Below are 23,623 nucleotides of genomic sequence, written 5' to 3'. Positions count from 1 at the left end.
TGTCAAGCATTGGGAGATCGCAATCGGCCGATCATGAGCAGGACTTGCTGATGTCGCGATGTCGCACCTTGCCCGTCTTGCTCGTTCGCATATCAATCTGTGACGTCATAACCGACCTGAGAGCCGACACGTCGGCGCCTTGAGAAGGTCGGCCATCGGGAGAGACGCATGCCAATTGGAGTCGGCCTGATTGGGCTAGGAATGGCGGTGAAGCCGCATATTCTTTCGTTGCTTGAACTGCAGGCGCAGGGACGGATCACAATCGTCGGCGGATTTGCGCCGTCAGCGGACCGGCGGTCAGCGTTTTCACAGCAGTGGGGCGTTCCGATTTTCGACAGCCAAGAGGATTTGCTGTCGCGCTCCGATCTCGATCTCGTCCTGATACTGACGCCCCCTGGAACGCATCTGGCGACCGTGCAGGCCGTAGCCGCAGCAGGGAAGCACATTCTGGTGGAGAAGCCCGTCGAGATATCGGTTGCCAGGGGTGAGGAGCTCGCGGCCGTCACGGAGGCTGCCGGCGTGCGGTGCGGCGTGTGCCTGCAACATCGCTTTCGTCCCGCAGCACTACGTCTGAAGGCGGTTCTGAATCAGGGAGATCTGGGCGACATCCTGTCAGCGAGTGCATCGATCCGCTGGTGGCGTGATGACGCCTATTTCCGTCAACCAGGCCGCGGCATGAAGGCTCGCGATGGCGGCGGCGTGTTGCTCACGCAAGCCATCCATACGCTCGATCTGCTTCTGCATTTCGTAGGGCCCCACAGGGACGTCGCCGGTTTTGCATCGACCTCGCCGCTCCGAACGATCGATACTGAAGACGTGACCGCGGCGGCCGTGCGTTTCCGGAGCGGTGCCATCGGCGTGCTCGATGCCACCAGCGTTGCGCGGCCCGGCTATCCGGAGCGCATCGAAATCGCCGGCACGCGCGGCTCGGCCTATCTCGAGACGTTCCAGTTGGCCATCCATCGCCACGAAGGCCCGCCAGAGACGGTCGGGACCGCGCAATCGGGCGGCGGAGGCGCCGATCCGATGGCATTCGATCACGGCCCGCATCGGGGCGTGATCACCGAGATGCTGGATGCAATCGAACAACGACGCGAGCCATCCAATAGCGTGCGCTCCGCCCTTCACGTGCAGCGGCTGATCGAAGCCTGGCTGTCAGACGCCGCCGTCCGCGCTTGACCGGACGCCCTCACGGCCGCTCGCGCCTAAGCAGTTTGGCGAGCGCCGCAATCCCGGATTGTCAGCGGCAGTGCACCAACTTGTCAAAAAGATGTAATGTTGCCAAAGACTGGAGCATGTTCGGAGCAAGGACGGGGTGAACATGGGCTCAACGGTCAAACGGGACGACATCATTCCGGAGCGCCCGGCTGTGACGGGAAAGCTCAGCGACCGCGTCTACGATCATGTCCTCAGCCAGATCACGGTCGGAATCTATCCGGTCAATTCGCGGCTTCCTCCCGAGACACGCCTGGCAGATCAGCTTGGCGTTTCGCGCCCGGTCGTCCGTGAAGCGCTGATGCGGCTGCGCGATGACGGCGTCGTCGCATCGCGGCAGGGCGCCGGCTCGTTCGTGATGCGACGTCCCGCGGCAGACGTTTACAACTACGCTCCTGTTGGAAGCATTGCCGACATCCAGCGCTGCTTCGTATTTCGGATCGGCATCGAAGGAGAAGCCGCCGCGCTTGCCGCGCGCGATCACGACCCGGAAGGTCTGCGCCGGATCCGCGACGCAATCGCGGCGCTTGATCAAGTGATCGCAGATGCCGCACTGGGCGTGGAGGAAGACATCGCGTTCCACCGTTCGGTCGCAGAGGCCACCGGCAACCGCTTCTTCGCCGCGACCCTCGCCGCGATCCAGTCTCAGGTGAGCGTGGGTATCACGCTCAATCGAAACCTCTCCCTGATCCAGCCTCGCGACCGACTTCTGCGTGGGCAGGAAGAGCACCGGGCCGTGCTCGATGCGATCGCCTCCAGAGACGAAGCCGGAGCTCGCGAAGCCATGCGGTCGCATATCGAGAATGCCCGCAAGCGCGTTTTTGAAGGCGGATAGCTGCGCACCGCAGCGGCTCGCGCGCCCGGGTGGTTGTTCTCAGATGAAAATCGGGAGATTCTTGCCAGATGGCGGCGCCGTAAAATGACGCTAAGTCGTTGAAATCATGGTCGGAGTGGCAGGATTCGAACCTGCGACCCCTGCGTCCCGAACGCAGTGCTCTACCGGGCTGAGCCACACTCCGACTAAGAGCGCGGCTTATAGCCTTGGGTTTCGCATCCTGCAAGAACCCCGGTAAAGAAGCCTGACCAATTTTGAAGACAAGGATCTGCCCTGCATGGCCTTAGGCCTGACCACCCGGATGAGCCCCGCCGACGCCGCCCATATTGCGGAGGCGGCGGGCTGCCTGCGCGCCGGCGGGCTGCTGGCGTTCCCGACCGAGACGGTCTACGGGCTCGGCGCCGATGCGGCCAATCCGCGGGCTGTGGCGGGGATCTATGAGGCCAAGGGCCGGCCGTCGTTCAATCCGCTGATCGCCCACGTGGCCGATCTCGCCGCTGCCCGGCACATCGCCCGATTCGATGCGCCCGCGCTGGCGCTTGCCGAGGCGTTCTGGCCGGGGCCGCTGACGCTGGTGCTGCCCAAGGCGGCGGACTGCCCGGTGGCCGATCTGGCCACCGCCGGCCTCGACACAATTGCCATTCGTGTGCCGGCCCATCCCGTGGCCAACGCGCTCCTGCAGGCCTTTGGCGGTGCCGTGGTGGCGCCATCGGCCAATATCTCCGGGCATGTCTCGCCGACCACCGCAGCCCATGTGCTGAGCGATCTGGATGGCCGGATCGACATGATTCTCGATGGCGGGCCGGTTGAAGTGGGCATTGAATCCACCATCGTCGGTTGTTTCGACACGCCGATGCTGCTCCGCCCCGGTGGCCTGCCGCGCGAGGCGATCGAACGGGTGCTCGGCCAGCCGCTGGCGAGCCCGCCGGACGACCCCGCAAGCGATACAAACCAGCCGCTGGCGCCAGGCATGCTGGCCTCGCATTATGCGCCACGGACGCGGGTGCGGCTGCTGGCCGAGGCCGTGAATCCCGGCGAGGCGCTACTGGCCTTCGGATCGGTCCCGCTGCCCGGCATCGAGACCGCCGCGGCTGTCCTGAATTTGTCTGAACAGGGTGATCTCGGGGAAGCCGCCACCAATCTTTTCGGCTATCTTCGCGCGCTCGACGCTAAAGGCGCGAGCGGCATCGCGGTAATGCCGGTGCCGAACCACGGGCTCGGCGAAGCCATCAATGACCGGTTGCGCCGCGCGGCCGTGTAACGCGAACGCGAGACCAAGAAACGCGCCAAGAAAATATCCAAGGGAATAGTTATGAATATCGTCCAACCGAAGCCGCCCACGCTCTCCCCCGAAACCATTGCGCGCTTCCGGGCCATCGTCGGCGACAAATACGCCATCACCGATCAGGCCGACGTGCATCAATACGTCACCGAGGATCGCAACCTGTTCTTCGGCACCTCGCCGCTGGTGCTGCGCCCGGGCTCCACCGCCGAAGTCGCCGCGATCTGCAAGCTCGCCACCGAGACGCGCACCGCACTGGTGCCGCAAGGCGGCAATACTGGGCTCGTCGGTGGCCAGACGCCCTATGGCGGTGAAGTCGTGCTGTCGATGCGCCGGATGGACAAGGTGCGCGATCTGGACACTTCGTCCAATACGATGACGGTGGAAGCCGGCCTCGTGCTGCAGGTCGCGCAGCAGCGTGCCGCGGAAGCCGATCGGCTGTTTCCGCTGTCGCTGGGCTCCGAAGGCAGCTGCACCATCGGCGGCAATCTCTCCAGTAATGCCGGCGGCACCACCGCCCTCGCCTATGGCGTCGCGCGCGAAATGGCGCTCGGCCTCGAAGTCGTACTGGCCGATGGCCGCATTCTCAATGGCCTGTCCAAGCTGAAGAAGGACAATACCGGTTACGACCTGCGCAACATCTTCATCGGCGCCGAAGGCTCGCTCGGCATCATCACCGCGGCAACGCTGAAACTGTTTCCGAAGCCGCGCGCGGTCGAGACCGCCTTTGTCGGCCTGAAGTCGCCGGACGATGCGCTGAAGCTGCTCAGCATCTCCCGTTCTGAGGCCGCCGGCAGTCTCACCAGTTTCGAACTGATCGCCGATATCGCTGTGGATTTCAGCGTCCGCCACGGTATCGGCATTCGCGACCCGCTCTCCAGCAAGCACGCCTGGTATGTACTGATGGAATTGTCGTCGGGACGCGACGATGCCCGCGCGACATTGGAGGCGATCCTCGAACGCGGCTTTGAAGACGGCATCGTGGATGACGCCGTGATCGCCGAGAATATCGCCCACCGTCAGGCGTTCTGGAAACTGCGCGAGGAAATCTCGCCGGCGCAGAAACCGGAAGGCGGATCGATCAAGCACGATATCTCGGTGCCGGTCGCTTCCGTGCCCGCCTTCATCGCCGAAGCCAATGCGGCCGTCGTGAAGCTGATGCCCGGTGCACGCCCGGTGCCGTTCGGTCATCTCGGCGACGGCAACATCCACTACAATGTCACGCAGCCCAAGGAAACGCTCGGCGACAGCGACGGCCGCGAGAAATTCCTTGCGCGCTGGCACGACGTCAACGAAGTCGTCTTCGACGTCGTACTGCGCATGGGCGGTTCGATCTCCGCCGAACATGGCATCGGCCAGATGAAGGCGGCTGAGCTGCCCTCGGTGAAGGACCCCGTCGCCATCGAACTGATGCGCAGCCTGAAGGCGATGCTGGATCCGCTGAACATTCTCAATCCGGGCAAAGTGCTGCTGCCGGTGCAACATTGAAAGTTGCCCGGCTCGTCGACACCGACATTCAAGCGGTCGTTCAGCTCTGGCTGCGCTGCGGACTGGTCCGGCCCTGGAACGATCCGGAGGCCGATATCAGGCTGGCGCGCGCAGGCACCAATGCCGATGTCCTGGTCGGTCGCAGGGGAAGGACCATCGTCGCCTCCGTGCTGGTCGGCCATGATGGCCATCGCGGCTGGGTCTATTACGTCTCGGTCGATCCCGACCACCAGCGCCAGGATTTCGGCCGCGGCATCATGAGCGCAGCCGAAGACTGGCTGCGCGAGCGCGGCATCGAGAAGATGCAGCTCATGGTGCGCTCGGATAACACCAAGGTGCAGGCATTCTACGAGTCGCTCGGCTACGGTGAACAGAAGCGCGTGATCTATGCCAAGTGGCTCGATGGGCGGCCACTGACGCCGTGAACTAGAACAACGATCCCTGCCCGTCGTCCTCGGCCACCGCGACCTTGCGCGGCACCCTCGTCGGCTTCACCTGCTCTACAGCGGCCTCTTCCGCCGAGATCGGCAGGATCAGTTGCGCATCGTCATTGGCCACCTTGTTGACGGCCATCGCCACCGGGTGCCAGGCGAAGGTACCGTCCGCGGGCGCAGCGAGCATCGTCATCACGTCGGACGCGCTATCCGAACTGCAATCGAGCCACTGGCCGAAATGATCGGGTGCGATCGTCACGGGTACGCGATGGTGCAGTACGGACATGCCCGTGCTGGCTTCTGCGGTGATGAGCGCAACCGTGTCGACTTCTTCGCCGTTCGGTCCCATCCAGGTTTCGGCCAGGCCCGCAAAGCCCATCGGCCCGCCTGCACCTGGGTGGATAAAATACGGTTGTTTGCGTTCACCACGGTTTTGCCATTCGTAATAGCCATCGGCCGGAATCAGACAGCGGCGGCGGCGAATCGCGTTTTTGAAGGCCGGCTTTTCTTGCACCGTCTCGGCGCGTGCATTAATCAGAAGTGTAAACTTCCGCGGGTCCTTGACCCAGGAGGGCAAAAGGCCCCATCGCATCAGACGGAAATGCCGGGATCCGTTTTCAACGATGACAACAGGAACCGGCTGCGTCGGCGCAATATTGTACCTCGCAGGAAAATTCGGTTGCTCGATATAACTGAATACCTGCCGTAACGCTTCCGGCGCTGATGTAATGACAAACCGCCCGCACATTCTCGATCCGCAATCCTGCCTCTTCAGGCGGTTTTAACCCAAAACCCCAACAGTGCGACATATGACCCTGACGGCCATACAACCGGCGCAGCATGACCATCGCGATCTGGCCAGTGCCGGTGCCGGCCCCGTCGCGTCCGCTGCCGAGCTGATGGCCGCCAATATCAACCCACGCACGGGTCTGGCCACCGACTATCTGAATCACTTCAACGAAGCCATCATGTTGCTCGAGCTGATCCCGGACATGCCGGACTGCTATGAGCTGTTTCTGGAATGGCAGCCGCTCAGCTATGCTGAGCACTTCATCAAATCCAACTTCAAGGCCCGCGATCTCGCCATTGCATCCTATGAGGCTGCACGCCCAACCATCCGTGCAGAATTCGATGCGCTGGTCGCGAACATGACGCAAATCCTGACAACTGTCGGCGAAGCCATGCGCACCGTGCAGCAGGACCGGACCCGTGCCATGCTGGCCGAACAGGCTGCCGGCTGGGTCAAACCGATGGTCGGCACCGCCGGCGGCATCATCAACGGCCGCGATCAGGAATCTGACGTCGACAGCATCATGGCGCAATGACCTCGTGACCGACACGCCTCCCGCTCATCCACAACTCGCCACCAGCGCCGCCATCTTCCGGGATGGCAAAGTGCTGCTGGTCCGCCGTGCCCGCTCGCCCGGCAAGGGCTTCTATTCGCTCCCCGGCGGACGCGTGGAATTTGGCGAATCCCTCGCTGTCGCCCTCGCCCGCGAGGTGATGGAGGAAACCGGGCTGACCATCGACATTGTCGGCCTGTCCGGCTTTCGCGAAGTGCTGCCGAACGACAAGGTCGCCGGGCATTACCTGATCATGTCCTTTGCGGCACGCTGGGTGGCTGGCGAGCCCGAACTGAACGACGAACTCGACGATTTCCAGTGGGTCGCGCCGGACGATCTCGGCGCCTTCAAGACCACCGATGGCCTCGGTCCGATCCTCGCCATGGCGGAAGATCTCGTCGGACCATAGATAACCCCTTGTCGCACCTGCAGCGCTGCCTTGCCTCAGGCGCCTTGAAAAGGCATATCAGCCGGGTTCCGGGACCATTCATGTTGAAGCACCTGCTCATCATTCTGACGGTTGTGACGGTCGGCGCTGGCTCTGCCCGGGCGCAGGACGCGGCTGCGCCATTCGACAATGACTTGCAGCGGATGTCGGAGATTCTCGGTGCGCTGCATTATCTGCGCGGCATCTGCGGCAACAACGAGGGCAACAAGTGGCGCAACGAAATGCAGGCGCTGGTCGATGCCGAAACGCCGTCGGGCGAGCGCCGCGCCCGCATGATCGCCGGCTTCAACCGCGGCTATAACGGCTTCCAGCAGACCTACCGGACCTGCACGCCCGCCGCCAGTATCGCGATCCGTCGTTATATCGACGAAGGCTCGCGGATCTCGCGCGATCTCACCGCAAGGTATGCGAATTAGATGAAGCCACATGCGATCGACACGGTCTTTTTCGATCTCGACGGAACGCTCACCGATCCCAAGATCGGCATCACGGGCTCAATCCAGTATGCGCTCGGCAAGCTCGGGCTTCCCGTCCCGACACAGGACGAACTGACCTGGTGCATCGGCCCACCGTTGCGCGCCAGCTTCGTGGCGCTGCTCGGCGGCGAGAAGGATGCTGACCGCGGCGTCGAACTCTATCGCGAGCGCTTCGGTACCATCGGCCTGTTCGAGAACACGCTCTATCCCGGCATCGCAGACACACTGACGGCGGTGACCGCGCCGGGACGACGGCTGTTCGTTGCAACCAGCAAGCCGCATGTGTTCGCCGATCGCATCATCGACCACTTCGGCCTGCGCAAATACTTCACCCGCGTGTTCGGCTCGGAGCTCGACGGCACCCGCGTCGACAAGAGCGACTTGCTGCGCTACGCGCTTGATGAAGCCTCAGTCGATCCGGCGCGAGCGATCATGATCGGCGACCGCAAGCACGACATCATCGGCGCCGCGAATAACGGCATTGCGGCGATCGGCGTGCTCTATGGCTATGGCGGTCGCGAGGAACTGACGAGCGCCGGGGCGAAGCATCTGGTGGCTTCGCCCGCAGAAATTCCGAGCTACATCGACTGACGCAGCACGTCAGTGCTTATTGACGCCCATATAACCGAACAGGAAGCCCGCGACCTTGCGCTTCTGGATTTCCTCACTGCCTTCAGTGATGCGATAGCGGCGGTGGTGGCGATAGATATGCTCGAATGGCTTGTGCCGTGAATAGCCCATCCCGCCATGCACCTGCATCGCGCGGTCGGCGGATTCACAACACAGCCGGTTGGCCCAGTAATTACACATCGACACCTTGTCGGACAGCGTGTGCTCGACCTGCGCCTGGGTGAGCTGATCCATCTCCCACGCGGTCTTGCGGATCAGAAGCCGCAGCATCTCGGCCTGCGTTGCCAACTCCACCAGCGGAAACTGGATACCCTGGTTGCGCGCCAGCTCCTCTCCGAACGGCTTGCGCTCGCGCGCATATTTGACGCTCTCGTTGATGCAATAGACCGCCGCACCGAGCGAACTCGCCGCCTGCCGGATACGGTTCTCGTGCACGAAACACTGCGCCAGCGACAGGCCGCGGCCGATCTCGCCGAACAGTGCATCATCCGGCACGAACACATCGGTGAACGACACACGCGGATGGTCTGTGGGCATATTGAAGGTCCACATATATTCTTCGATCTTTACGCCTGCGGCCTTGGCCGGCACCAGGAAACAGGTGATGCCGCGCGCATCGCCGTCGTTCCCCGACGTGCGCGCGAACAGCGCGCAATGCGTGGCCACATGCATGCCCGTGGTCCACATCTTCTCGCCGTTGATGACCCAGCCCTTGACGCCATCACGCGTCGCCTCGACGGCCGTCGTCTCCATATGCGTGGCATCGGAGCCGTGTTCGGGTTCGGTGAGACCGAAGGTGATGCGATATTTGCCGGTGATCGAGCCCTCGATCATCTCCTTCTGGTCGTCGCGGCCATAGCGATCCAGCATCGTCACCAACGGCAGATTGCCAACAATGGAGTGTTCGTTCTGCAGATCGTTGTGCAGGCCAAGACCCTTGGCGGCGAAATGCTCGCGGATCACGGCCATCCAGAGATTGCTGCCGTCCTTGCCGCCATAGCGCTTCGGGATCGCAAAGCGCAGATGGCCGGCGCCGTCCGCAAGATTCTTCGCCTGACGCAGCAGCTGCTCCCATTCATGGCGCGGCAGGCCGCCGTTGTCGAAATCCGTGCGGGCCCATTCGCGGCGGTGATCGAAGAAGCGGATATTGTCATCACGCTCTTCGAGCGGCTTGATCTCGCGCAGGATAAATGAATCGAGTTCGGCGAGATAGGCGACCAGATCGGCCGGCAGGGAAAAATCCAAGGCGCTCTCCCGATTGTTTTCCGAGCTTTGTTGCTCTTGTTAATCGAGCGATTAAGATGGCATCGTCCGATCAAGTCAAGCGCGCCCGCGCGGCGTAAATTCTGCCTAACGAAAAACAAAAGGGAGGCCGCGATGGCTCTGCAATTCTCAACCGTGACCCGCAAGGGACCGATCACCATCGTGACGCTGTCGCGTCCGGAAGTTTACAACGCGCTGCACACCGATGCACATAACGAGCTGCACGAGGTGTTCAACGACTTCGCTAGCGATCCCGAACAGTGGGTGGCGATCGTCACCGGCGCCGGCGACAAGGCGTTCTGCGCCGGCAACGATCTGAAGTGGCAGGCCGCCGGCGGCAAACGCGGCTGGAACACGTCGGGCTTCGCCGGCCTCACCGCGCGCTTCGATTGCGACAAACCGATCATTGCTGCGGTGAACGGCGTTGCCATGGGCGGCGGCTTCGAGATTGCACTGGCTTGCGACCTGATCATCGCCGCGGAGAATGCGACCTTTGCCCTGCCCGAGCCGCGCGTCGGCCTCGCTGCTCTTGCCGGCGGCCTGCAGCGCCTGCCGCGCCAGATCGGCATGAAGCGCGCCATGGGTATGATCCTCACTGCACGCCATGTGAAACCGCAGGAAGGCTATGAACTCGGCTTCGTCAACGAGGTGGTGCCGCAGGGCGAGGCCCTGAATGCCGCGCTGCGCTGGGCCGAGACCATCTGCCAGAACTCACCGATGTCGATCCGCGCCTCCAAGCAGGCGATCCAGAAGGGCATGGCGGTGTCGCTGGAGCAGGCGATCACCGAGCAGCGCGAATATCCGGCGGTGAAGGCGATGGCGGCGTCGGAAGACTATATTGAAGGGCCGAAGGCGTTCTCGGAGAAGCGCAAGCCGAACTGGAAGGGGAAGTAGCGCCGCGGCGCTTACTTCGGTTCCAGCTCGCGTTTGTACGCCGCGTAATTCGGCTGATCGACGGCGAGCTTCGCCAGTGTCGTCTGCCACAGATGCTCTTTCACACCGGGCGTCGTGAGATCGATGTCGCCTTGCGCGATGCGGTCAGCAAGATCCTGGTTCAACCCGTCGAGCGTGCCGTGCACGCCGAGCAGCATCGTCAGGCCATGCAGCTCGGCAGCATCGCTGTCGCCAGCCAGTGTCAGTTGCCGCGTCACGAGATCGAGCGCGTTGATCGCGACACGCAGCTTGAAGGCCGCATGACCTGAGATTTGAGGTGCAATGTCGTTGCGGAGAAAATCCGCGACGGCCTTCACCAGTTCGTCGGGCCTCGGTTCGTCCTGCATGTCATCACCTTGTTTTTGCGCATGATCTGATCCGAAAACCGGTCGCCACTTTTCGGGATCATGCGCGCGGCGCCAATAGCCGTAACAGATCGATCTCCGTCTCCGACGATCGCCGCCCGATCATCGCACGCTCCATCGAATGATCCGGGCCGAGACGAAACCGCTGCATCATCCCGACGCACATCACGCCCCAACGTAGCGTGCCCATCACTTCCCAGAATTTCACCCGCTGTGCATCGACAGCGATTCCGCTGGCCGCTTCGTAACCAGCGAACAATTCTTCATAAGTACCAAACCCGCCAACCGGCTTGTCCATGACGCCGAAGCGCCATGAATTGACGCAGATCCAGCCGAGATCCTCTATGGGATCACCGAGATGCGCCAGCTCCCAGTCCAGCACCGCGCGCACGCCATCAGGCCCGATCATCAGATTGCCGTGGCGGAAATCGCCATGCACCAAAGTGACGCGTTCTGACGGGCCGGGATCGTTGTCGCGCAGCCAGCGCAACGCCAGCTGGAACACCGGGCGCGGCCAGCCAAAACCGTCGATCTCGCGCTGTAATTCGGCGATTTCTGCTGCGGCAGTCATGCGGCGAAGCTGCGGCAGGCTCGCAGCAGGCAGTCCGTGGATCTCGGCGAGGATCTGGCCGCATTGCCGGGCAAGTTTGGGCCGCGCGCCCGCGAATTCATCGTCGCGCAAAATCTTGCGCGGGATGGTTTCGCCAGCGACTCGCTGCATGATGAAGCCGGTTCCCAGATCGTCATCGGGTTTGAGCACATGCAACACCTTCGGCGACGGTACACCCGCATCAAAGGCCAGCTGCATCAGCACCGCTTCGGCATCGAGACCCGCAGCACGACCGGGCGCAGCACCATAACCCGACGGCGCGCGGCGCAGGATCGCGCCGATAGTGCCATCGGGATGCGTGATGTCGAACGACCACGTCTCCTGGCTGGCGCCACCGGACAAACGCTTTGCATCCGTCACGCCGGTGGCGCCATTGCACCACGACGTGACGCTGCGTGCGAGCAGCTCCGCGACGGAAGCTGAGCTCAAGGCCTATTTGCCCGTGAACTTGGCCGGGCGCTTCTCGAGGAATGCGGCGACGCCTTCCTTGAAGTCCGGCGACGCACCGGCAATCCGCTGCGACTGCACTTCGAGATTGATCTGGTCCTCGAAGGAATTTTCCGGGCTGTCCCAATAGAGCCTACGGATCAACGACAACGCCACCGTCGGACCGTCGGCAAGGTCATGCGCGAGCTTCATGGCCTCGTCCATCAGCGCGGCGTCGTCATAGACACGGTTGATGAGACCCCATTCCAGCGCCTTCTCAGCCGGCAGCTTTTCGCCGAGCAGCGACAGCTCCACCGAGCGCGCCTTGCCGATCAGGCGGGGCAGAATCCAGGTCGAGCCGCAATCCGGCACCAGGCCGATACGACGGAAAGCCTGCAGAAAATACGACGACTTCGCACAGAGAATGAGATCGCCCATCAGCGCGAAGCTCATGCCCGCACCGGCCGCCGGGCCGTTCACTGCGGTGACGATCGGACAATGCAGGTTCTGCAACCGGCGCAGGAACGGATGGAAAGCGGTCTCCAGCGTCGCGCCCGCGCTGCTGCGCGACTTCGTCACCTGATTGTTGCGACCCTGAAGATTTGCGCCGGTGCAGAAGGCCCGGCCGGCGCCCGTGATCACCAGACAACGCACATTGTCGCGGCGCTCGTCGATTTCTTCCAGCGCCTCGGTGAGGCCGCCAAGCATATCGACCGAGACCGCATTCATCACCTCCTGATGATCGAGCTTCAGAATGGCGACATTACCGTCGAAATCGAGGGTGACGTGTTTGAACTGCATGGTTTCCTCACGGGATAGTCCGCGTGTTTATTCCGCGGTGTGGAAGCTTTGTATGTCAGGCAGCATATTTGATTTTTCGGACGCGCTTGTCCATGCTTCCGGGGGAACACCAGCCCACCAACGGACGCACGGCATAACGCGCGCCAAACATGGAAACGCTGACATGGCAACGCCTACACAGATATTCGACCTCAGCGGCCGCGTGGCCGTCATCACCGGCGGCAATGGCGGTATCGGCCTCGGCATCGCGCAGGCGCTGGCCACCGCTGGTTGCAACGTCTCGATCTGGGGCCGCAACACCGAGAAGAACAAGGCCGCGGCTGCCACCATGGCGGATTGCAGTGGCAAGGTCGAAACGCTGGTCAGCGACGTGACCGACACGGCCTCGGTGAAGGCGGCGATGGATGCCACGCTCAAGACATTCGGCCGTGTCGATGGCTGCTTCGCCAATGCCGGTATCGGCGGCGGCGGACGGCACAATTTCATCGACCGCACCGAAGAACAGTGGCGCACCATGTTCGCCACCAATCTCGATGGTGTCTTCCATGCCTTCCAGGTCGCCGCGCGACATATGACGGAACGCGCCGAGGCCGGCGACAAGTTCGGCCGGCTGGTCGCAACATCGAGCCTCGCCTCGATCTTCGGCACCGCGCGCAACGAGCACTATGCGGCGACCAAGGCCGCGATCAATGCGCTGGTGCGCGCGCTGGCCGTCGAATTGGCCCGTCAGGGCGTGACAGCCAACGCAATCCTGCCGGGCTGGATCAAGAGCGACATGACCGCAGGAATCATGGGCAACGAGAAATTCGTCGCCAATGTCATGCCGCGCATCCCGGTGCGCCGTTTCGGCGAACCGTCGGATTTTGGCGGCATCGCTGTCTATCTGATGAGCAAGGCGTCATCGTATCACACGGCGGATACGTTCGTGATCGATGGCGGGTATACGGCGTTTTAGACGGACAGCCCTTGCTTCCCCTCGCCCCCAGCGGAGCGAAGCTCCGCGCCGTGGAGAGAGTGGATCGACCGCGACAGCGGTCGAGACGGGAGAGGGCAATTCTGCGTATGCGGCAAGACCCTCTCCCGCCTTCGCTTCGCTCAGGCACCCTCTCCCGCAGCGCGCAGCTTCGCTGCGCTGGGGGAGAGGGAAAAAGCTACAATGCCACAGCTTCCTTCGTCTTTGGCCGCACGCCCACCGTCATTGCAAATCCCTCATAGTCCTTCGCCGCCACATCGTTGCAAATCTGCCGGTAGACGCCGACGCCGCCGATATAGGGCATGAATATCTGCGGTTTGCCGGGGATGTTGGCCCCCATGTACCAGGAATTGGCCTGGGGATAGAGCGTGCCGGCCGCGACCTCATTGACATGCGCGACCCACTTGTCCTCCGCGGGATGCGTCGCCTCGATCGCCTCTGCGCCACGGTCACGCATATAGCTAAGGCAGTCGGTGATCCAGTCGACATGCTGCTCAATGGACACGATCATGTTTGACAGCACAGACGGCGAGCCGGGGCCGGTGACGATAAAGAGGTTCGGGAACCCGGCGCTCATCAAGCCGAGATAGGTTCGTGGGCCTTCCGCCCATTTGTCATTCAGCGTCTGGCCGCCGCGGCCGCGAATGTCGATCTTGGCGACCGAACCGGTCATCGCATCGAAGCCGGTGGCGAGCACCAGTGCGTCGACCTCGTAATTCTTGCCGCCGGTGCGCACGGCATGCGGCAGAATCTGTTCGATCAGATGGGCCTTGATATCGACCAGCGTCACATTCGGGCGATTGAAGGTCGCATAGTAATCTGTATCGACGCAGATACGCTTTGAACCAACCGGATGATCGGTCGGCTGCAGCAGCCTTGCCGTTTCGGGATCGCTGACGATCTCTGAGATTCTCTCGCGGATAAAATCGGCGGCGGTATCGTTGGCGCGCTGATCCAGGACCAGGTTATTGTAGACGCCCATGAAGGTAAGTCCGCCCGATGTCCATCGCGCGTGATACTTCTCACGCCTTGCATGCTCCGGATCGTCGAGCGCGCCGCGATCCGGAACCGGCTGCACGATGCCGTTCTTGAACTCCTCACGCGCCTGCCGGCGAATCTCCGGATAGTTGTCGCGAAACGATTTGCGCTCATCATCGGTAAGCGGCGCATTGCGCGCCGGCACGCTAAAATTTGCGGTGCGCTGGAACACAGTGAGCTGGCTCGCCTGTTCGGCGATCAGCGGGATCGACTGGATCGCCGACGATCCGGTGCCGATGACACCGACGCGCAGGCCGGTGAAATCGACCGTCTCATGCGGCCAGTTGCCGGTGTGATAGACCTTGCCCTTGAAATCCTTCATGCCCCTGAAATCGGGCGTGCGGGCATTCGACAGACAACCCGTCGCGAGCACGACATGCTGCGCGATGGTGGCCTGTCCATCGGAAGTCGTTACCGCCCATCGATTAGCGCACTCATCGAAAACTGCGGATTTGACCGTCGTGTTGAACTGGATGTCCCTGCGCAGATCATAGCGATCGGCGACATGGCCGGCATAGCGCAGGATTTCAGGTTGCGGCGCATAGCGCTCGCTCCAGTTCCATTCCTGCTGCAATTTGTCATCGAACGAAAACGAATACTGCATGCTCTCGACGTCGCAACGCGCGCCGGGATAGCGGTTCCAGTACCATGTGCCGCCGACATCGCCGCCCTGTTCGAAGACTTTCACATGGAGACCGAGACCGCGCAGCTTGTGCAGCAGATAAAGCCCCGCGAACCCTGCGCCGACGACCACGACATCGATGCGCGCGTTTTGATGTGAGACAGATTGCGGCTGTGCAGCGGCCATGCGTTCACTCCCGTATTTTTTGCTTTGCTTGTTACACGCAGCATTTCCCGCATGACGCGAAAGCGCAAGCAGGAAATCTGGCGTCGTTGCCCCGGTATTTTGCCAGGCGGAATGCCCTCGTCCGCTTGGCATCGCCCTTCCCCATACGCTAGCGTTCATCACGAACTCGCCACATGAAGCGGGTCACAAGAGATTCAGGGAGACACGCCGATGAAGTCGCCAATCTGCGAGATGCTGGGCATCGCGTTTCCGCTACTCGCCTTCAGCCATTGCCGCGACGTGGTTGCTGCCGTCAGCCGTGCCGGCGGCTTCGGTGTGCTCGGCGCCACCGCGCATTCTCCGGAGACGCTGGAGCAGGAACTGAGGTGGATCGACGATCATGTCGACGGCAAGCCTTACGGCATCGACGTACTGATCCCCGAGAACATCTCCACCGCAGGCGAGAAGGATGTCACCTGGAAGTCGCTGGAGCGCCGCATCACGCCGGAACATCGCGCTTTCACCAGGAGCCTGCTGAAGAAATACGGCGTCGATCTCAAGATCACCGAAGTCTCCTCCGATCAGCCGCAGCCATTCGACGGCGAGACTGCACTGCGGCTGCTCGACGTCTCCTTCAACCATCCGATCCGGCTGATCGCCAATGCACTCGGCGTGCCGCCGAAGGCGATGATCGAGATGGGCAAAGCCCATGGCGTTCCGGTGGCGGCACTCGTCGGTGCCAAGGAACATGCGATCCGGCAGGTTGCGGCCGGCGTCGATATTCTCGTGGCGCAGGGCACCGAGGCCGGCGGCCATTGCGGCGAGGTCTCGACCATGGTGCTGGTGCCAGAGGTGATCAAGGCCATCAAGCCGATGCGCGAAGTGCCGGTGCTCGCCGCCGGCGGCATCATGACCGGGCGGCAGATGGCCGGCTGTATGGCGATGGGCGCGGCAGGCGTCTGGACCGGTTCGGTGTGGCTCGCGACCACGGAATCCGAAACCTCCGAAATCTTTCGCGAGAAGATGATTGCCGCCTCGTCGCGCGATGCGATCCGCTCCAGGGGCCGTACCGGCAAGCCCGCACGGCAATTGCGCTCGGTCTGGACCGATGCCTGGGATCGCGGCGAAGACAGCCCCGGCGCGCTGCCGATGCCACTGCAGAGCCTGATCAGCCGCGACGCCTTCGCCTCGATTGATCGTTCCGCAGCCGCGGGCAATGCGCAGGCACGGGATCTGGTCAGCTATTTCGTCGGGCAAGGCGTCGGCCTGATTGACAGCGTCAAGTCGGCAGGCGCAGTTGTGCAGGAATTCAAGGAGGACTTTGCCGAAGCGGCAGAGCACCTCACCATGCTGGTTTCAGAATAGAGGCAAGAGCAAGAACAATGGCAGTATCGAACCAAGCTGAAGACCGCATCCCCGTCATCGTCGGCGTCGGCGAATTCTCCGATCATCCGGGGGAGCTCACGGAAGGTCTTGAGCCGCTCGCGCTGATGATCGAAGCACTGAAGCGCGCGGAGCAGGACTCTGGCGGGAAACTGCTTGGGGATATCGACTCGCTCGACATCGTGAACTTCCTGAGCTGGCGTTACACCGCGCCGGAGAAGCAGCTCAGCGAGAAGCTCGGCATCGCGCCGAAGCACGCCTATTACGGTCCGGTCGGCGGCGAGAGTCCGATCCGCTATATTCACGAGGCGGCGAAGCGGATCGCGCGCGGCGAATCCCAGGTCGCGGCGATCACCGGCGCGGAATCGCAGGGCACTGCCACCAAGGCCGAACGTGCCAAGGTGGATCTGCCTTGGACTCCATTCGCCAAGGATGCGCCGGAGCCGCTCCGCGGTGCCAACTATCAGAAGCCGATGGCGACCAAGCTCGGCGTGGCCAAACCGGTCACGGTCTACCCGTTCTATGAAGCCGCCTCTGCCGCGCATTGGGGCCAGACGCCGCGGGAGGCGCATCGCGAATCCGGCGAGCTGTGGTCACGCTATGCGGGCGTCGCTGCGACCAATCCCGAGGCGTGGATCAAAAAGGCTTACACACCGGAACAAATCACTACACCGACGCCCGACAACCGGCTGATTGCCTGGCCCTATACCAAGCTAATGGTCGCCAATCCGATGGTGAACCAGTCGGCCGCCATCCTCGTCACCAGCCTTGCGAAAGCGCGCGCCGCTGGCGTGCCCGAGGACCGCATCGTGCATATCTGGGGCGGCGCTTCAGCCGAGGAGCCGCGCGACTATCTCGACCGCGACCAGTATGTGGAGAGCCACGCGCAGAATGCGGTGCTGAAGGTGGCCATGGATCTGGTCGGCGGCTCCGGCAAGAATTTCGGCGCCATCGAGCTCTATAGCTGTTTCCCCTGCGTGCCCAAGATGGCCCGCCGCACCCTCGGCCTTGGCAGCGATGTGCAACCAACCGTGACCGGCGGTCTCACCTTCTTTGGCGCGCCGCTGAACGACTACATGGCGCATGCCGCCTGCGCGATGGTCCGCAAAATCCGCGCGGGAACCAAGACGGGCCTGCTCTACGCGCAGGGCGGCTTCGTCACCAAGCACCACGCATTGGTGGTGTCGAAGGAGGCACCAAAGGAGACGCTCGCGCAGGACACCAATGTGCAGGCGGACGCCGACCGCAACCGCAAGCCGGTCCCGACATATGTCACCGAGGCCTCGGGCAACGGCACTGTCGAAAGCTTCACGGTGATCTACGGCCGCGGTGGCGAGATCGAACACGGCGTGGTGATCCTCCGCACCGCGGCCAATGAACGCGCGCTGGCGCGTGTGCCGGCGCAGGACAATGCGACGCTGGCGTTTCTGATGGATCAGGACAAGACGCCGGTGGGGGCGTCGGGGCCGATCAGCACGGCGGATGATGGCGTGCTGGAGTGGCGAAAGGCGCAGTAAAGCGAGATGACCAAATTCATTCCAAAGGATGCAAACTTCGAGGCCCGTGTGCAGGCGAGCTTCGCGCGCCAAACGGCGATGACAACACTGGGTATCGAAGTCGCTCGCCAGGCCGCCGGCGAAGTCGAACTCAAAATGCCGTACAACACCGCCTTTACGCAGCAGCATGGATTCATTCATGCCGGCATCATCACGACAGCGCTGGATACAGCCTGCGGATATGCCGCCTTCTCGCTGATGCCCGACGATGCCGCGGTTCTGACCGTCGAATTCAAGACCAATTTTCTGGCCCCGGCCCGCGGCGAGCAGTTCCTGTTTCGGGCCCGCGTGCTCAAGCCCGGCCGAACCATAACGGTTTGTGAGGGCCAGGCCTTTGCGGTGGAGAGAGGCGAGGAGAAGCTGATCGCAACAATGAGCTGCACCTTGATGGCGCTATTCGATCGCGAAGGCATCACGCACTAGATAATCGTAAACGGAGGGGGCGCTATGCCGGGCATACGAGCCCGGCATAGCGCGGCGTCAACGCCCTACCCCTTCACTTCCTTCTTGTCCGTCTCGGCCGTCGGCTTGCCGTTTTTCGGAGTACCGCTGCCGCCAGTGATACGGACCTTGTCGCCGTCGTTGAGGCCGTCCGGCGGGGCAATGACGATGCGATCGTCGGCGGCGATGCCGGATGCGAGCTCGATGTCGCGGCCGAGATCCCTGGCGATGGTCACGGTCTTGAACAGGATCTTGTCGTCCGGTCCAACGGTTGCGACGCGCAGGCCGCTCTTGTTGAAGATCAGTGCCGAAGCCGGCACATGCAGCGGCGCGGAATCACGCGCGAGGCTCATCTTCACATTGGCATAACCGCCCGGCAGCAATTCGCCGTTGGGGTTGTCGAGCACAAGCTGCATTCGCGTGGTCCCCGAAGCTACATCGACCGATTGCGACGAAGCTTCCACCGTGGCCGGGAACGTCTTGTTCGGATGATCGGGCACGCTGATGATCGCCTTGGCACCTAACCTGATCGCCGGCACATAGCTCTGCGGCACGTCGACATAAACGCGCAGCTTCTTGATATCAGATACCACGAACATCGCGGCACCGGTGCCGGTGCCGCCCGAGATCAGCGCGCCGACGTCGGTGTTGCGCTGGGTCACAACGCCATCGAACGGCGCGGTGATCTTCTTGTAACCGGCCAGCGCTTCCAGACGCTCGACATTGGCTTGGCCGGAATTCACGGCGGCGCGCTTGTTGTTCAGATCGGCAGTGCGCTCGTCGATTTCCTGCGCCGAGACGAAATTCGACGCCACCAGCGTCTTGCGGCGGTTCAGCGTCGCTTCCGACAGCTTGGCGCTGGACTGCTGACTGACGAGATCGGCGCGGGCCTGCAGCAACTGCTGATCGAGATCCGGGGCTTCGATCTCGGCGATCACCTGGCCGGATCTGACCTGTGCACCGATATCGGCGCTCCAGCTCTTCAGATAGCCCGAGACGCGGGCAAAAATCGGCGCGCGGTAATAGGCTTCGAGCCGGCCGGGCAGATCGAGCGACGCGTTGAGAACGCGGGCATCCGGCGGAGCCACAGCCACCGTCGGGATCGCCTGATCGTCGGTCCAGGTCTTCAAATCGCTCTCGGTCTTGGCGCGGGCCATGATGCCGGTGACGACGATGGCGCCGGCGGCGCACAAGCCAATCACTCCGACCAGGCCGAGCTTGCGGCGTGACACCGGGGGGGTCTGCTCAGTGGGCATGCAAAGTCTCCGAGGTAGCCACGTCAGCCGCAGGCTGATTTTCGGGCTGCTGTTTCTTGTGAACCATGCTGAAAACCACCGGCACGAACATCAACGTGGCGATGGTAGCAAAAATCAGGCCGCCGATGACAGCGCGGCCAAGTGGCGCATTTTGCTCGCCGCCCTCGCCCAGCCCCAGCGCCATCGGCGCCATGCCGATGATCATGGCCAGGGCCGTCATCAGTACCGGGCGGAAGCGGACGAAACCGGCTTCGGACGCGGCCTTGATGGGATCACCGAGGATCGCGTAGCGCTCGCGGGCAAAGGAAATCACCAGCACCGAATTGGCCGTTGCGACACCCATACACATGATGGCGCCGGTCAATGCCGGAACCGACAGCGTGGTCTGCGTCGTGAACAGCATCCAGACGATGCCGGCCAATGCCGCCGGCAGCGCGGTGATGATCACGAACGGATCGGACCAGGACTGGAAGTTCACGACGATCAAGAGATAGATTAGCACGATAGCGCCGAGCAGGCCGAACAACAGGCCGGCAAAGGCGCTGTTCATGGTCTGCACCTGACCGAGCAGCGCCACATTGCTGCCCTTCGGCACATCCGCCTTGGTTTCTTCCAACACCTTGTAGATATCGTTGGACACGGAGCCGAGATCGCGACCCTGCGTGGTGGCATAGATCTGCACCATGGACTGGATGTCATATTGCGACACCACGGCATTCGAGGTCGAGCGATTGATGCTGGCAATGCCGCCGAGCATCGGGGAGTTGTTGCTGGCATTCACGGCCGTGATCGGCAGCGTCTCCAGCGCACCCAGCGAATCCAATTTGTATTGCGGCGTCTGCATCACGATGGAATAGGACACGCCGTTATCGGGACTGAGATAATAGGTCGGCGCGACTTGCGACGAACCTGCGAGGTTGACCACGAGGCTGTTGGTGACATCGCGCTCAGTCAGGCCGACATATTGTGCACGGGTGCGGTCGACATCGATGTTGAAGCCGGGATTGTTCGGCGACTGCTGGAGCCGTGCATCGGCAATGCCGGGAATGCGACGGATCTTGCCGAGCAGCTTGTTGGCATATTCGAAGTTCGCCGCGAGATTCGCACCGCGGATCTGCAGGTCAATCGGGGCCGGGGCGCCGAAGTTCAGGATCTGGCTGACGATGTCGGCAGGCAGGAAGGCGAAGCTGACACCCGGGAACTGCCGCGGCAGTTGTTCGCGCAATTGCCGGACATATTCCTCGGTCGGCCTGTGGCCTTCCTTCAGCTTGATCTGGAAGTCACCATCCTGCGGGCCGATCACGCCGGTGTTGTTATAGGTGAGATTGATGCCGGAGACGGGCATGCCGATATTGTCGGTCATGGTCTCGATCTGATCCGGCGGGATGATCTTGCGCACCGCCTTGGTGATATCAGCGAACTGGTTGGCAGTTTCCTCGATGCGGGTGCCGACCTGGGCGCGGACATGCATCAGGATGGCGCCGCCATCGACCGACGGGAAAAAGTTGCGGCCGAGGAACGGCACCAGCAGGAATGACACGCCGACGACGCCGAGGAAGCCGATCACAAAAACGGGGCGCCGCGCCAGCGCCATATCCAGCAGGCCATGATAGCCGCCGCGAATACGTTCGAAGCCGGCCTCAAAGCCACGCTGGAAGCGCACCAGCGGATTGCGGGTCGGCGGCTTCTCGCCGTCATGATGGACATGCCGCTGCAGCAGATACTTGGCCATGGTCGGCACCAGCGTGCGCGATAACAGGAACGACCAGACCATCGCGAACATCACCGCTTCGGCCATCGGCACGAACAGGAAGCGCGCGATGCCGTTGAGGAAGAACATCGGCACGAAGACGATACAGATACACAGCAGCGACACGAATGCCGGCGTCACGATCTGCGCCGCACCGTCCATGATCGAGCTCTCGACGTCCTTGCCCTGCTCCAGATGGTAATTGATGTTTTCGATGGTCACCGTGGCGTCATCGACGAGGATGCCGACTGCGAGCGCCAGACCGCCCAGCGTCATGATGTTCAGCGTTTCGCCAATCATCGACAGCATGATGATGGCGCCGAGCACCGCTAGCGGGATCGACACCGCGATGATGACGGTGGAACGCCAGCTGCCGAGGAACAGCAGGATCATCACCGACGTCAGCAAGGCCGCGATAACGCCTTCCACGGCCACGCCCTCGATGGCGCCGCGCACGAAGCCGGATTGGTCGCCGATATAGCTGATCTTCAACGCGTCCGGCAGCGCCGCGCGATAGTCGATCACCTTCTGCTTGATGCCGGATATGATATCGAGCGTCGAGACCGAACCGGCCTTTAGCACCTGCATCAGCACCGAGCGATTGCCATCCACATGCACGATATTGGTCTGCGGCGGATTGCCGTCGCGCACGGTGGCGACGTCGTCCACATAGACCATGGCGCCGTTGACGCTCTTGATTGGCAGCCGGCCGAGTTCTTCGATCTTCAGCGGCGAATTGTTGAGGTTGATCGTGTATTCGAACTCGCCGATCTTCTGCGTACCGACCGGCGTGATCAGGTTCTGCGCCGCCAATGCATTGGCGACGTCCTGCCCCGACAGACCGCGCGCCTGTAGCGCGCCGGGATTGAGGTCGATCTGGATCTGGCGCTGCTTGCCACCGAACGGGTACGGAATCGCCGCACCGGGCACGGTGACCAGCGGTGTACGGAGCTGATTGATGCCGATATCGGCGAGGTTCTGTTCTGTGAGACCATCGCCTGACAGAGCAACGTTGATGATCGGAACCGTCGAGGCCGAGTAATTCAGGATCAGCGGCGGCGTGGCGCCAGGCGGCAACTGCTTGATCAGCGTCTGCGAGATCGCGGTGACCTGCGCATTGGCGGTGCGGATGTCGACATTGGGCTGGAAGAAGATCTTGATGATGCCGAAGCCGGCATAGGAATTCGCCGTGATGTGCTCGATGTCATTGACCGTGGTGGTGAGTGCACGCTGGAACGGCGTTGTGATACGGCCGGACATCTGGTCCGGCGGGAGGCCGGTATACTGCCAGACCACGCCGATGACAGGGATGCGAATATCAGGGAAAATATCGGTTGGCGTGCGAAGCGCGGCCAGCGGCCCGACAATCAGCAACAGCAGGGCCAGCACCACAAAGGTGTAAGGCCGGGTGAGGGCGATGCGCACCAACGAGATCATGAACGGGTAGTCCTCGATACATTGACGAGAGGGGCACAGCGGAAGACCCGCCTGCCCACGATCGAATTCACCTGTTTAGAGAGATCGTCCGCATCCGATTAGTGAGCCGGGCCGGCATAAGCCTATCGGCTCGGTTCATGAATGAACGGGCAATCCTCTTGCATGAAGGGCTGCGAACGAGTGGTTTCCGCGCCTGTCCACACCAGCAGATTTACCCGACCTGCGACAAAATAGCTAACGCGCCAAGCCTCACGGCAATTCACTTCAGCGGTATTGTTAATTGTTTCCGGTCCGCCGTGGCGTCCGCACAACAGTTTAGGCTTTAAAAGATGTGGTTGCGGCTCGCGACACCCAAGGTGTCACAGGCCGGTCAAGATGAACTATCTGTAATGCGCGCGGCGCAAGCAACGCCCTGCCTATTCGGGCAGCCTGCCGCCCCGGGATTGGGCGACA

The 23,623-nt window shown here is 62.3% G+C and carries 22 protein-coding genes, 1 tRNA gene and 1 pseudogene; 15 read left to right on the top strand and 9 right to left on the bottom strand.

Annotated elements, in window-relative coordinates:
- Nucleotides 1-168: 168 nt before the first annotated feature.
- The 3 genes and pseudogenes from RSO67_RS22540 (at nt 169) to RSO67_RS22530 (ending at nt 2,050) form a co-directional block, all read left to right on the top strand.
- Nucleotides 169-1,179 (top strand): Gfo/Idh/MocA family oxidoreductase, encoded by a 1,011-nt coding sequence (locus RSO67_RS22540; RefSeq protein ID WP_315840651.1) that lies wholly within the window; start codon nt 169-171, stop codon nt 1,177-1,179.
- A gap of 142 nt (nt 1,180-1,321) precedes the next feature.
- A pseudogene (locus RSO67_RS22535) lies at nt 1,322-1,513 on the top strand (FadR/GntR family transcriptional regulator); the annotation flags it as partial.
- 3 nt (nt 1,514-1,516) lie between these two features.
- Nucleotides 1,517-2,050 (top strand): FadR/GntR family transcriptional regulator, encoded by a 534-nt coding sequence (locus tag RSO67_RS22530; protein ID WP_315844335.1) that lies wholly within the window; start codon nt 1,517-1,519, stop codon nt 2,048-2,050.
- A gap of 107 nt (nt 2,051-2,157) precedes the next feature.
- Here the strand turns inward: RSO67_RS22530 and RSO67_RS22525 are convergent.
- Nucleotides 2,158-2,234, bottom strand: a tRNA-Pro gene (locus RSO67_RS22525).
- 93 nt (nt 2,235-2,327) lie between these two features.
- Here RSO67_RS22525 and RSO67_RS22520 point away from each other — a divergent pair.
- The 3 genes from RSO67_RS22520 to RSO67_RS22510 are packed head-to-tail and all read left to right on the top strand — an operon-like array spanning nt 2,328 to nt 5,245.
- Nucleotides 2,328-3,311, top strand: coding sequence for an L-threonylcarbamoyladenylate synthase (locus RSO67_RS22520; RefSeq protein WP_315840650.1), 984 nt, complete (start codon nt 2,328-2,330; stop codon nt 3,309-3,311).
- A 51-nt stretch (nt 3,312-3,362) separates the two neighbouring features.
- A complete protein-coding gene (locus RSO67_RS22515) occupies nt 3,363-4,820 on the top strand; it encodes an FAD-binding oxidoreductase (RefSeq protein ID WP_315840649.1) in 1,458 nt (485 codons plus the stop codon).
- Nucleotides 4,817-5,245: a GNAT family acetyltransferase gene (locus RSO67_RS22510; RefSeq protein ID WP_315840648.1), complete on the top strand. Its 429-nt coding sequence runs from the start codon at nt 4,817-4,819 to the stop codon at nt 5,243-5,245. Before RSO67_RS22515 ends, RSO67_RS22510 begins: the two co-directional genes overlap by 4 nt.
- Before the next feature lies 1 nt (nt 5,246).
- Here the strand turns inward: RSO67_RS22510 and RSO67_RS22505 are convergent, their stop codons facing one another.
- Nucleotides 5,247-6,002, bottom strand: coding sequence for an SOS response-associated peptidase (locus tag RSO67_RS22505; protein ID WP_315840647.1), 756 nt, complete (start codon nt 6,000-6,002; stop codon nt 5,247-5,249).
- A 61-nt stretch (nt 6,003-6,063) separates the two neighbouring features.
- Between RSO67_RS22505 and RSO67_RS22500 the strand changes: the two genes are divergently transcribed.
- From RSO67_RS22500 to RSO67_RS22485, 4 genes are all read left to right on the top strand, one after another.
- Nucleotides 6,064-6,579: a hypothetical protein gene (locus RSO67_RS22500; protein ID WP_410001767.1), complete on the top strand. Its 516-nt coding sequence runs from the start codon at nt 6,064-6,066 to the stop codon at nt 6,577-6,579.
- Nucleotides 6,580-6,583: 4 nt separating this feature from the next.
- Nucleotides 6,584-7,006 carry an NUDIX hydrolase gene (locus RSO67_RS22495; protein WP_092139465.1) on the top strand — a complete coding sequence of 141 codons (423 nt, stop codon included), beginning with the start codon at nt 6,584-6,586 and terminating at the stop codon, nt 7,004-7,006.
- Between the two features lie 80 nt (nt 7,007-7,086).
- The gene (locus RSO67_RS22490) at nt 7,087-7,461 is read left to right on the top strand and encodes a TIGR02301 family protein (RefSeq protein ID WP_092139467.1); all 375 of its coding nucleotides are present in this window, start codon (nt 7,087-7,089) and stop codon (nt 7,459-7,461) included.
- Nucleotides 7,462-7,476: 15 nt separating this feature from the next.
- Nucleotides 7,477-8,112: an HAD family hydrolase gene (locus RSO67_RS22485; RefSeq protein ID WP_315844333.1), complete on the top strand. Its 636-nt coding sequence runs from the start codon at nt 7,477-7,479 to the stop codon at nt 8,110-8,112.
- Between the two features lie 9 nt (nt 8,113-8,121).
- Here RSO67_RS22485 and RSO67_RS22480 read toward each other — a convergent pair whose 3' ends face one another.
- A complete protein-coding gene (locus RSO67_RS22480; RefSeq protein WP_315840646.1) occupies nt 8,122-9,396 on the bottom strand; it encodes an acyl-CoA dehydrogenase family protein in 1,275 nt (424 codons plus the stop codon).
- Nucleotides 9,397-9,528: 132 nt separating this feature from the next.
- Between RSO67_RS22480 and RSO67_RS22475 the strand changes: the two genes are divergently transcribed.
- On the top strand, nt 9,529-10,308 hold the full coding sequence (locus RSO67_RS22475; RefSeq protein WP_116661614.1) for an enoyl-CoA hydratase-related protein: 780 nt from the start codon (nt 9,529-9,531) through the stop codon (nt 10,306-10,308).
- 11 nt (nt 10,309-10,319) lie between these two features.
- Here RSO67_RS22475 and RSO67_RS22470 read toward each other — a convergent pair whose 3' ends face one another.
- Genes RSO67_RS22470 through RSO67_RS22460 form a run of 3 tightly spaced genes read right to left on the bottom strand, consistent with a single transcriptional unit; the run spans nt 10,320 to nt 12,549 of the window.
- Entirely contained in the window at nt 10,320-10,694 is a 375-nt protein-coding gene (locus RSO67_RS22470; protein WP_093759524.1) for a DUF6285 domain-containing protein, read from the bottom strand.
- A 58-nt stretch (nt 10,695-10,752) separates the two neighbouring features.
- Complete coding sequence (locus tag RSO67_RS22465; protein ID WP_315840645.1) at nt 10,753-11,751, bottom strand: phosphotransferase family protein; 999 nt, start codon at nt 11,749-11,751, stop codon at nt 10,753-10,755.
- Nucleotides 11,752-11,754: 3 nt separating this feature from the next.
- Nucleotides 11,755-12,549 (bottom strand): enoyl-CoA hydratase/isomerase, encoded by a 795-nt coding sequence (locus RSO67_RS22460; RefSeq protein WP_315840644.1) that lies wholly within the window; start codon nt 12,547-12,549, stop codon nt 11,755-11,757.
- Nucleotides 12,550-12,712: 163 nt separating this feature from the next.
- On the opposite strand from RSO67_RS22460, the gene RSO67_RS22455 reads away from it, so the two are divergent.
- A complete protein-coding gene (locus tag RSO67_RS22455) occupies nt 12,713-13,504 on the top strand; it encodes an SDR family oxidoreductase (protein WP_315840643.1) in 792 nt (263 codons plus the stop codon).
- Between the two features lie 196 nt (nt 13,505-13,700).
- Here RSO67_RS22455 and RSO67_RS22450 read toward each other — a convergent pair whose 3' ends face one another.
- Complete coding sequence (locus RSO67_RS22450) at nt 13,701-15,368, bottom strand: NAD(P)/FAD-dependent oxidoreductase (protein WP_315840642.1); 1,668 nt, start codon at nt 15,366-15,368, stop codon at nt 13,701-13,703.
- A gap of 210 nt (nt 15,369-15,578) precedes the next feature.
- Between RSO67_RS22450 and RSO67_RS22445 the strand changes: the two genes are divergently transcribed.
- Genes RSO67_RS22445 through RSO67_RS22435 form a run of 3 tightly spaced genes read left to right on the top strand, consistent with a single transcriptional unit; the run spans nt 15,579 to nt 18,709 of the window.
- Nucleotides 15,579-16,712, top strand: a complete 1,134-nt coding sequence (locus RSO67_RS22445) for a nitronate monooxygenase (RefSeq protein WP_315840641.1) — start codon at nt 15,579-15,581, stop codon at nt 16,710-16,712.
- A gap of 17 nt (nt 16,713-16,729) precedes the next feature.
- Nucleotides 16,730-18,247, top strand: a complete 1,518-nt coding sequence (locus RSO67_RS22440; protein WP_315840640.1) for an acetyl-CoA acetyltransferase — start codon at nt 16,730-16,732, stop codon at nt 18,245-18,247.
- 6 nt (nt 18,248-18,253) lie between these two features.
- Nucleotides 18,254-18,709, top strand: coding sequence for a PaaI family thioesterase (locus RSO67_RS22435; protein WP_315840639.1), 456 nt, complete (start codon nt 18,254-18,256; stop codon nt 18,707-18,709).
- 65 nt (nt 18,710-18,774) lie between these two features.
- On the opposite strand, the gene RSO67_RS22430 is transcribed toward RSO67_RS22435, so the two are convergent.
- Entirely contained in the window at nt 18,775-19,983 is a 1,209-nt protein-coding gene (locus tag RSO67_RS22430) for an efflux RND transporter periplasmic adaptor subunit (RefSeq protein WP_315840638.1), read from the bottom strand.
- Nucleotides 19,973-23,170: an efflux RND transporter permease subunit gene (locus tag RSO67_RS22425; protein WP_315840637.1), complete on the bottom strand. Its 3,198-nt coding sequence runs from the start codon at nt 23,168-23,170 to the stop codon at nt 19,973-19,975. Before RSO67_RS22425 ends, RSO67_RS22430 begins: the two co-directional genes overlap by 11 nt.
- Nucleotides 23,171-23,623 lie beyond the last annotated feature (453 nt).

The organism is Tardiphaga sp. 709, from assembly GCF_032401055.1.
Lineage (GTDB): Bacteria > Pseudomonadota > Alphaproteobacteria > Rhizobiales > Xanthobacteraceae > Tardiphaga.
The sequence above is the reverse complement of the archived record's forward strand: the minus strand, read 5'-3'. Positions and strand labels throughout refer to the sequence as shown.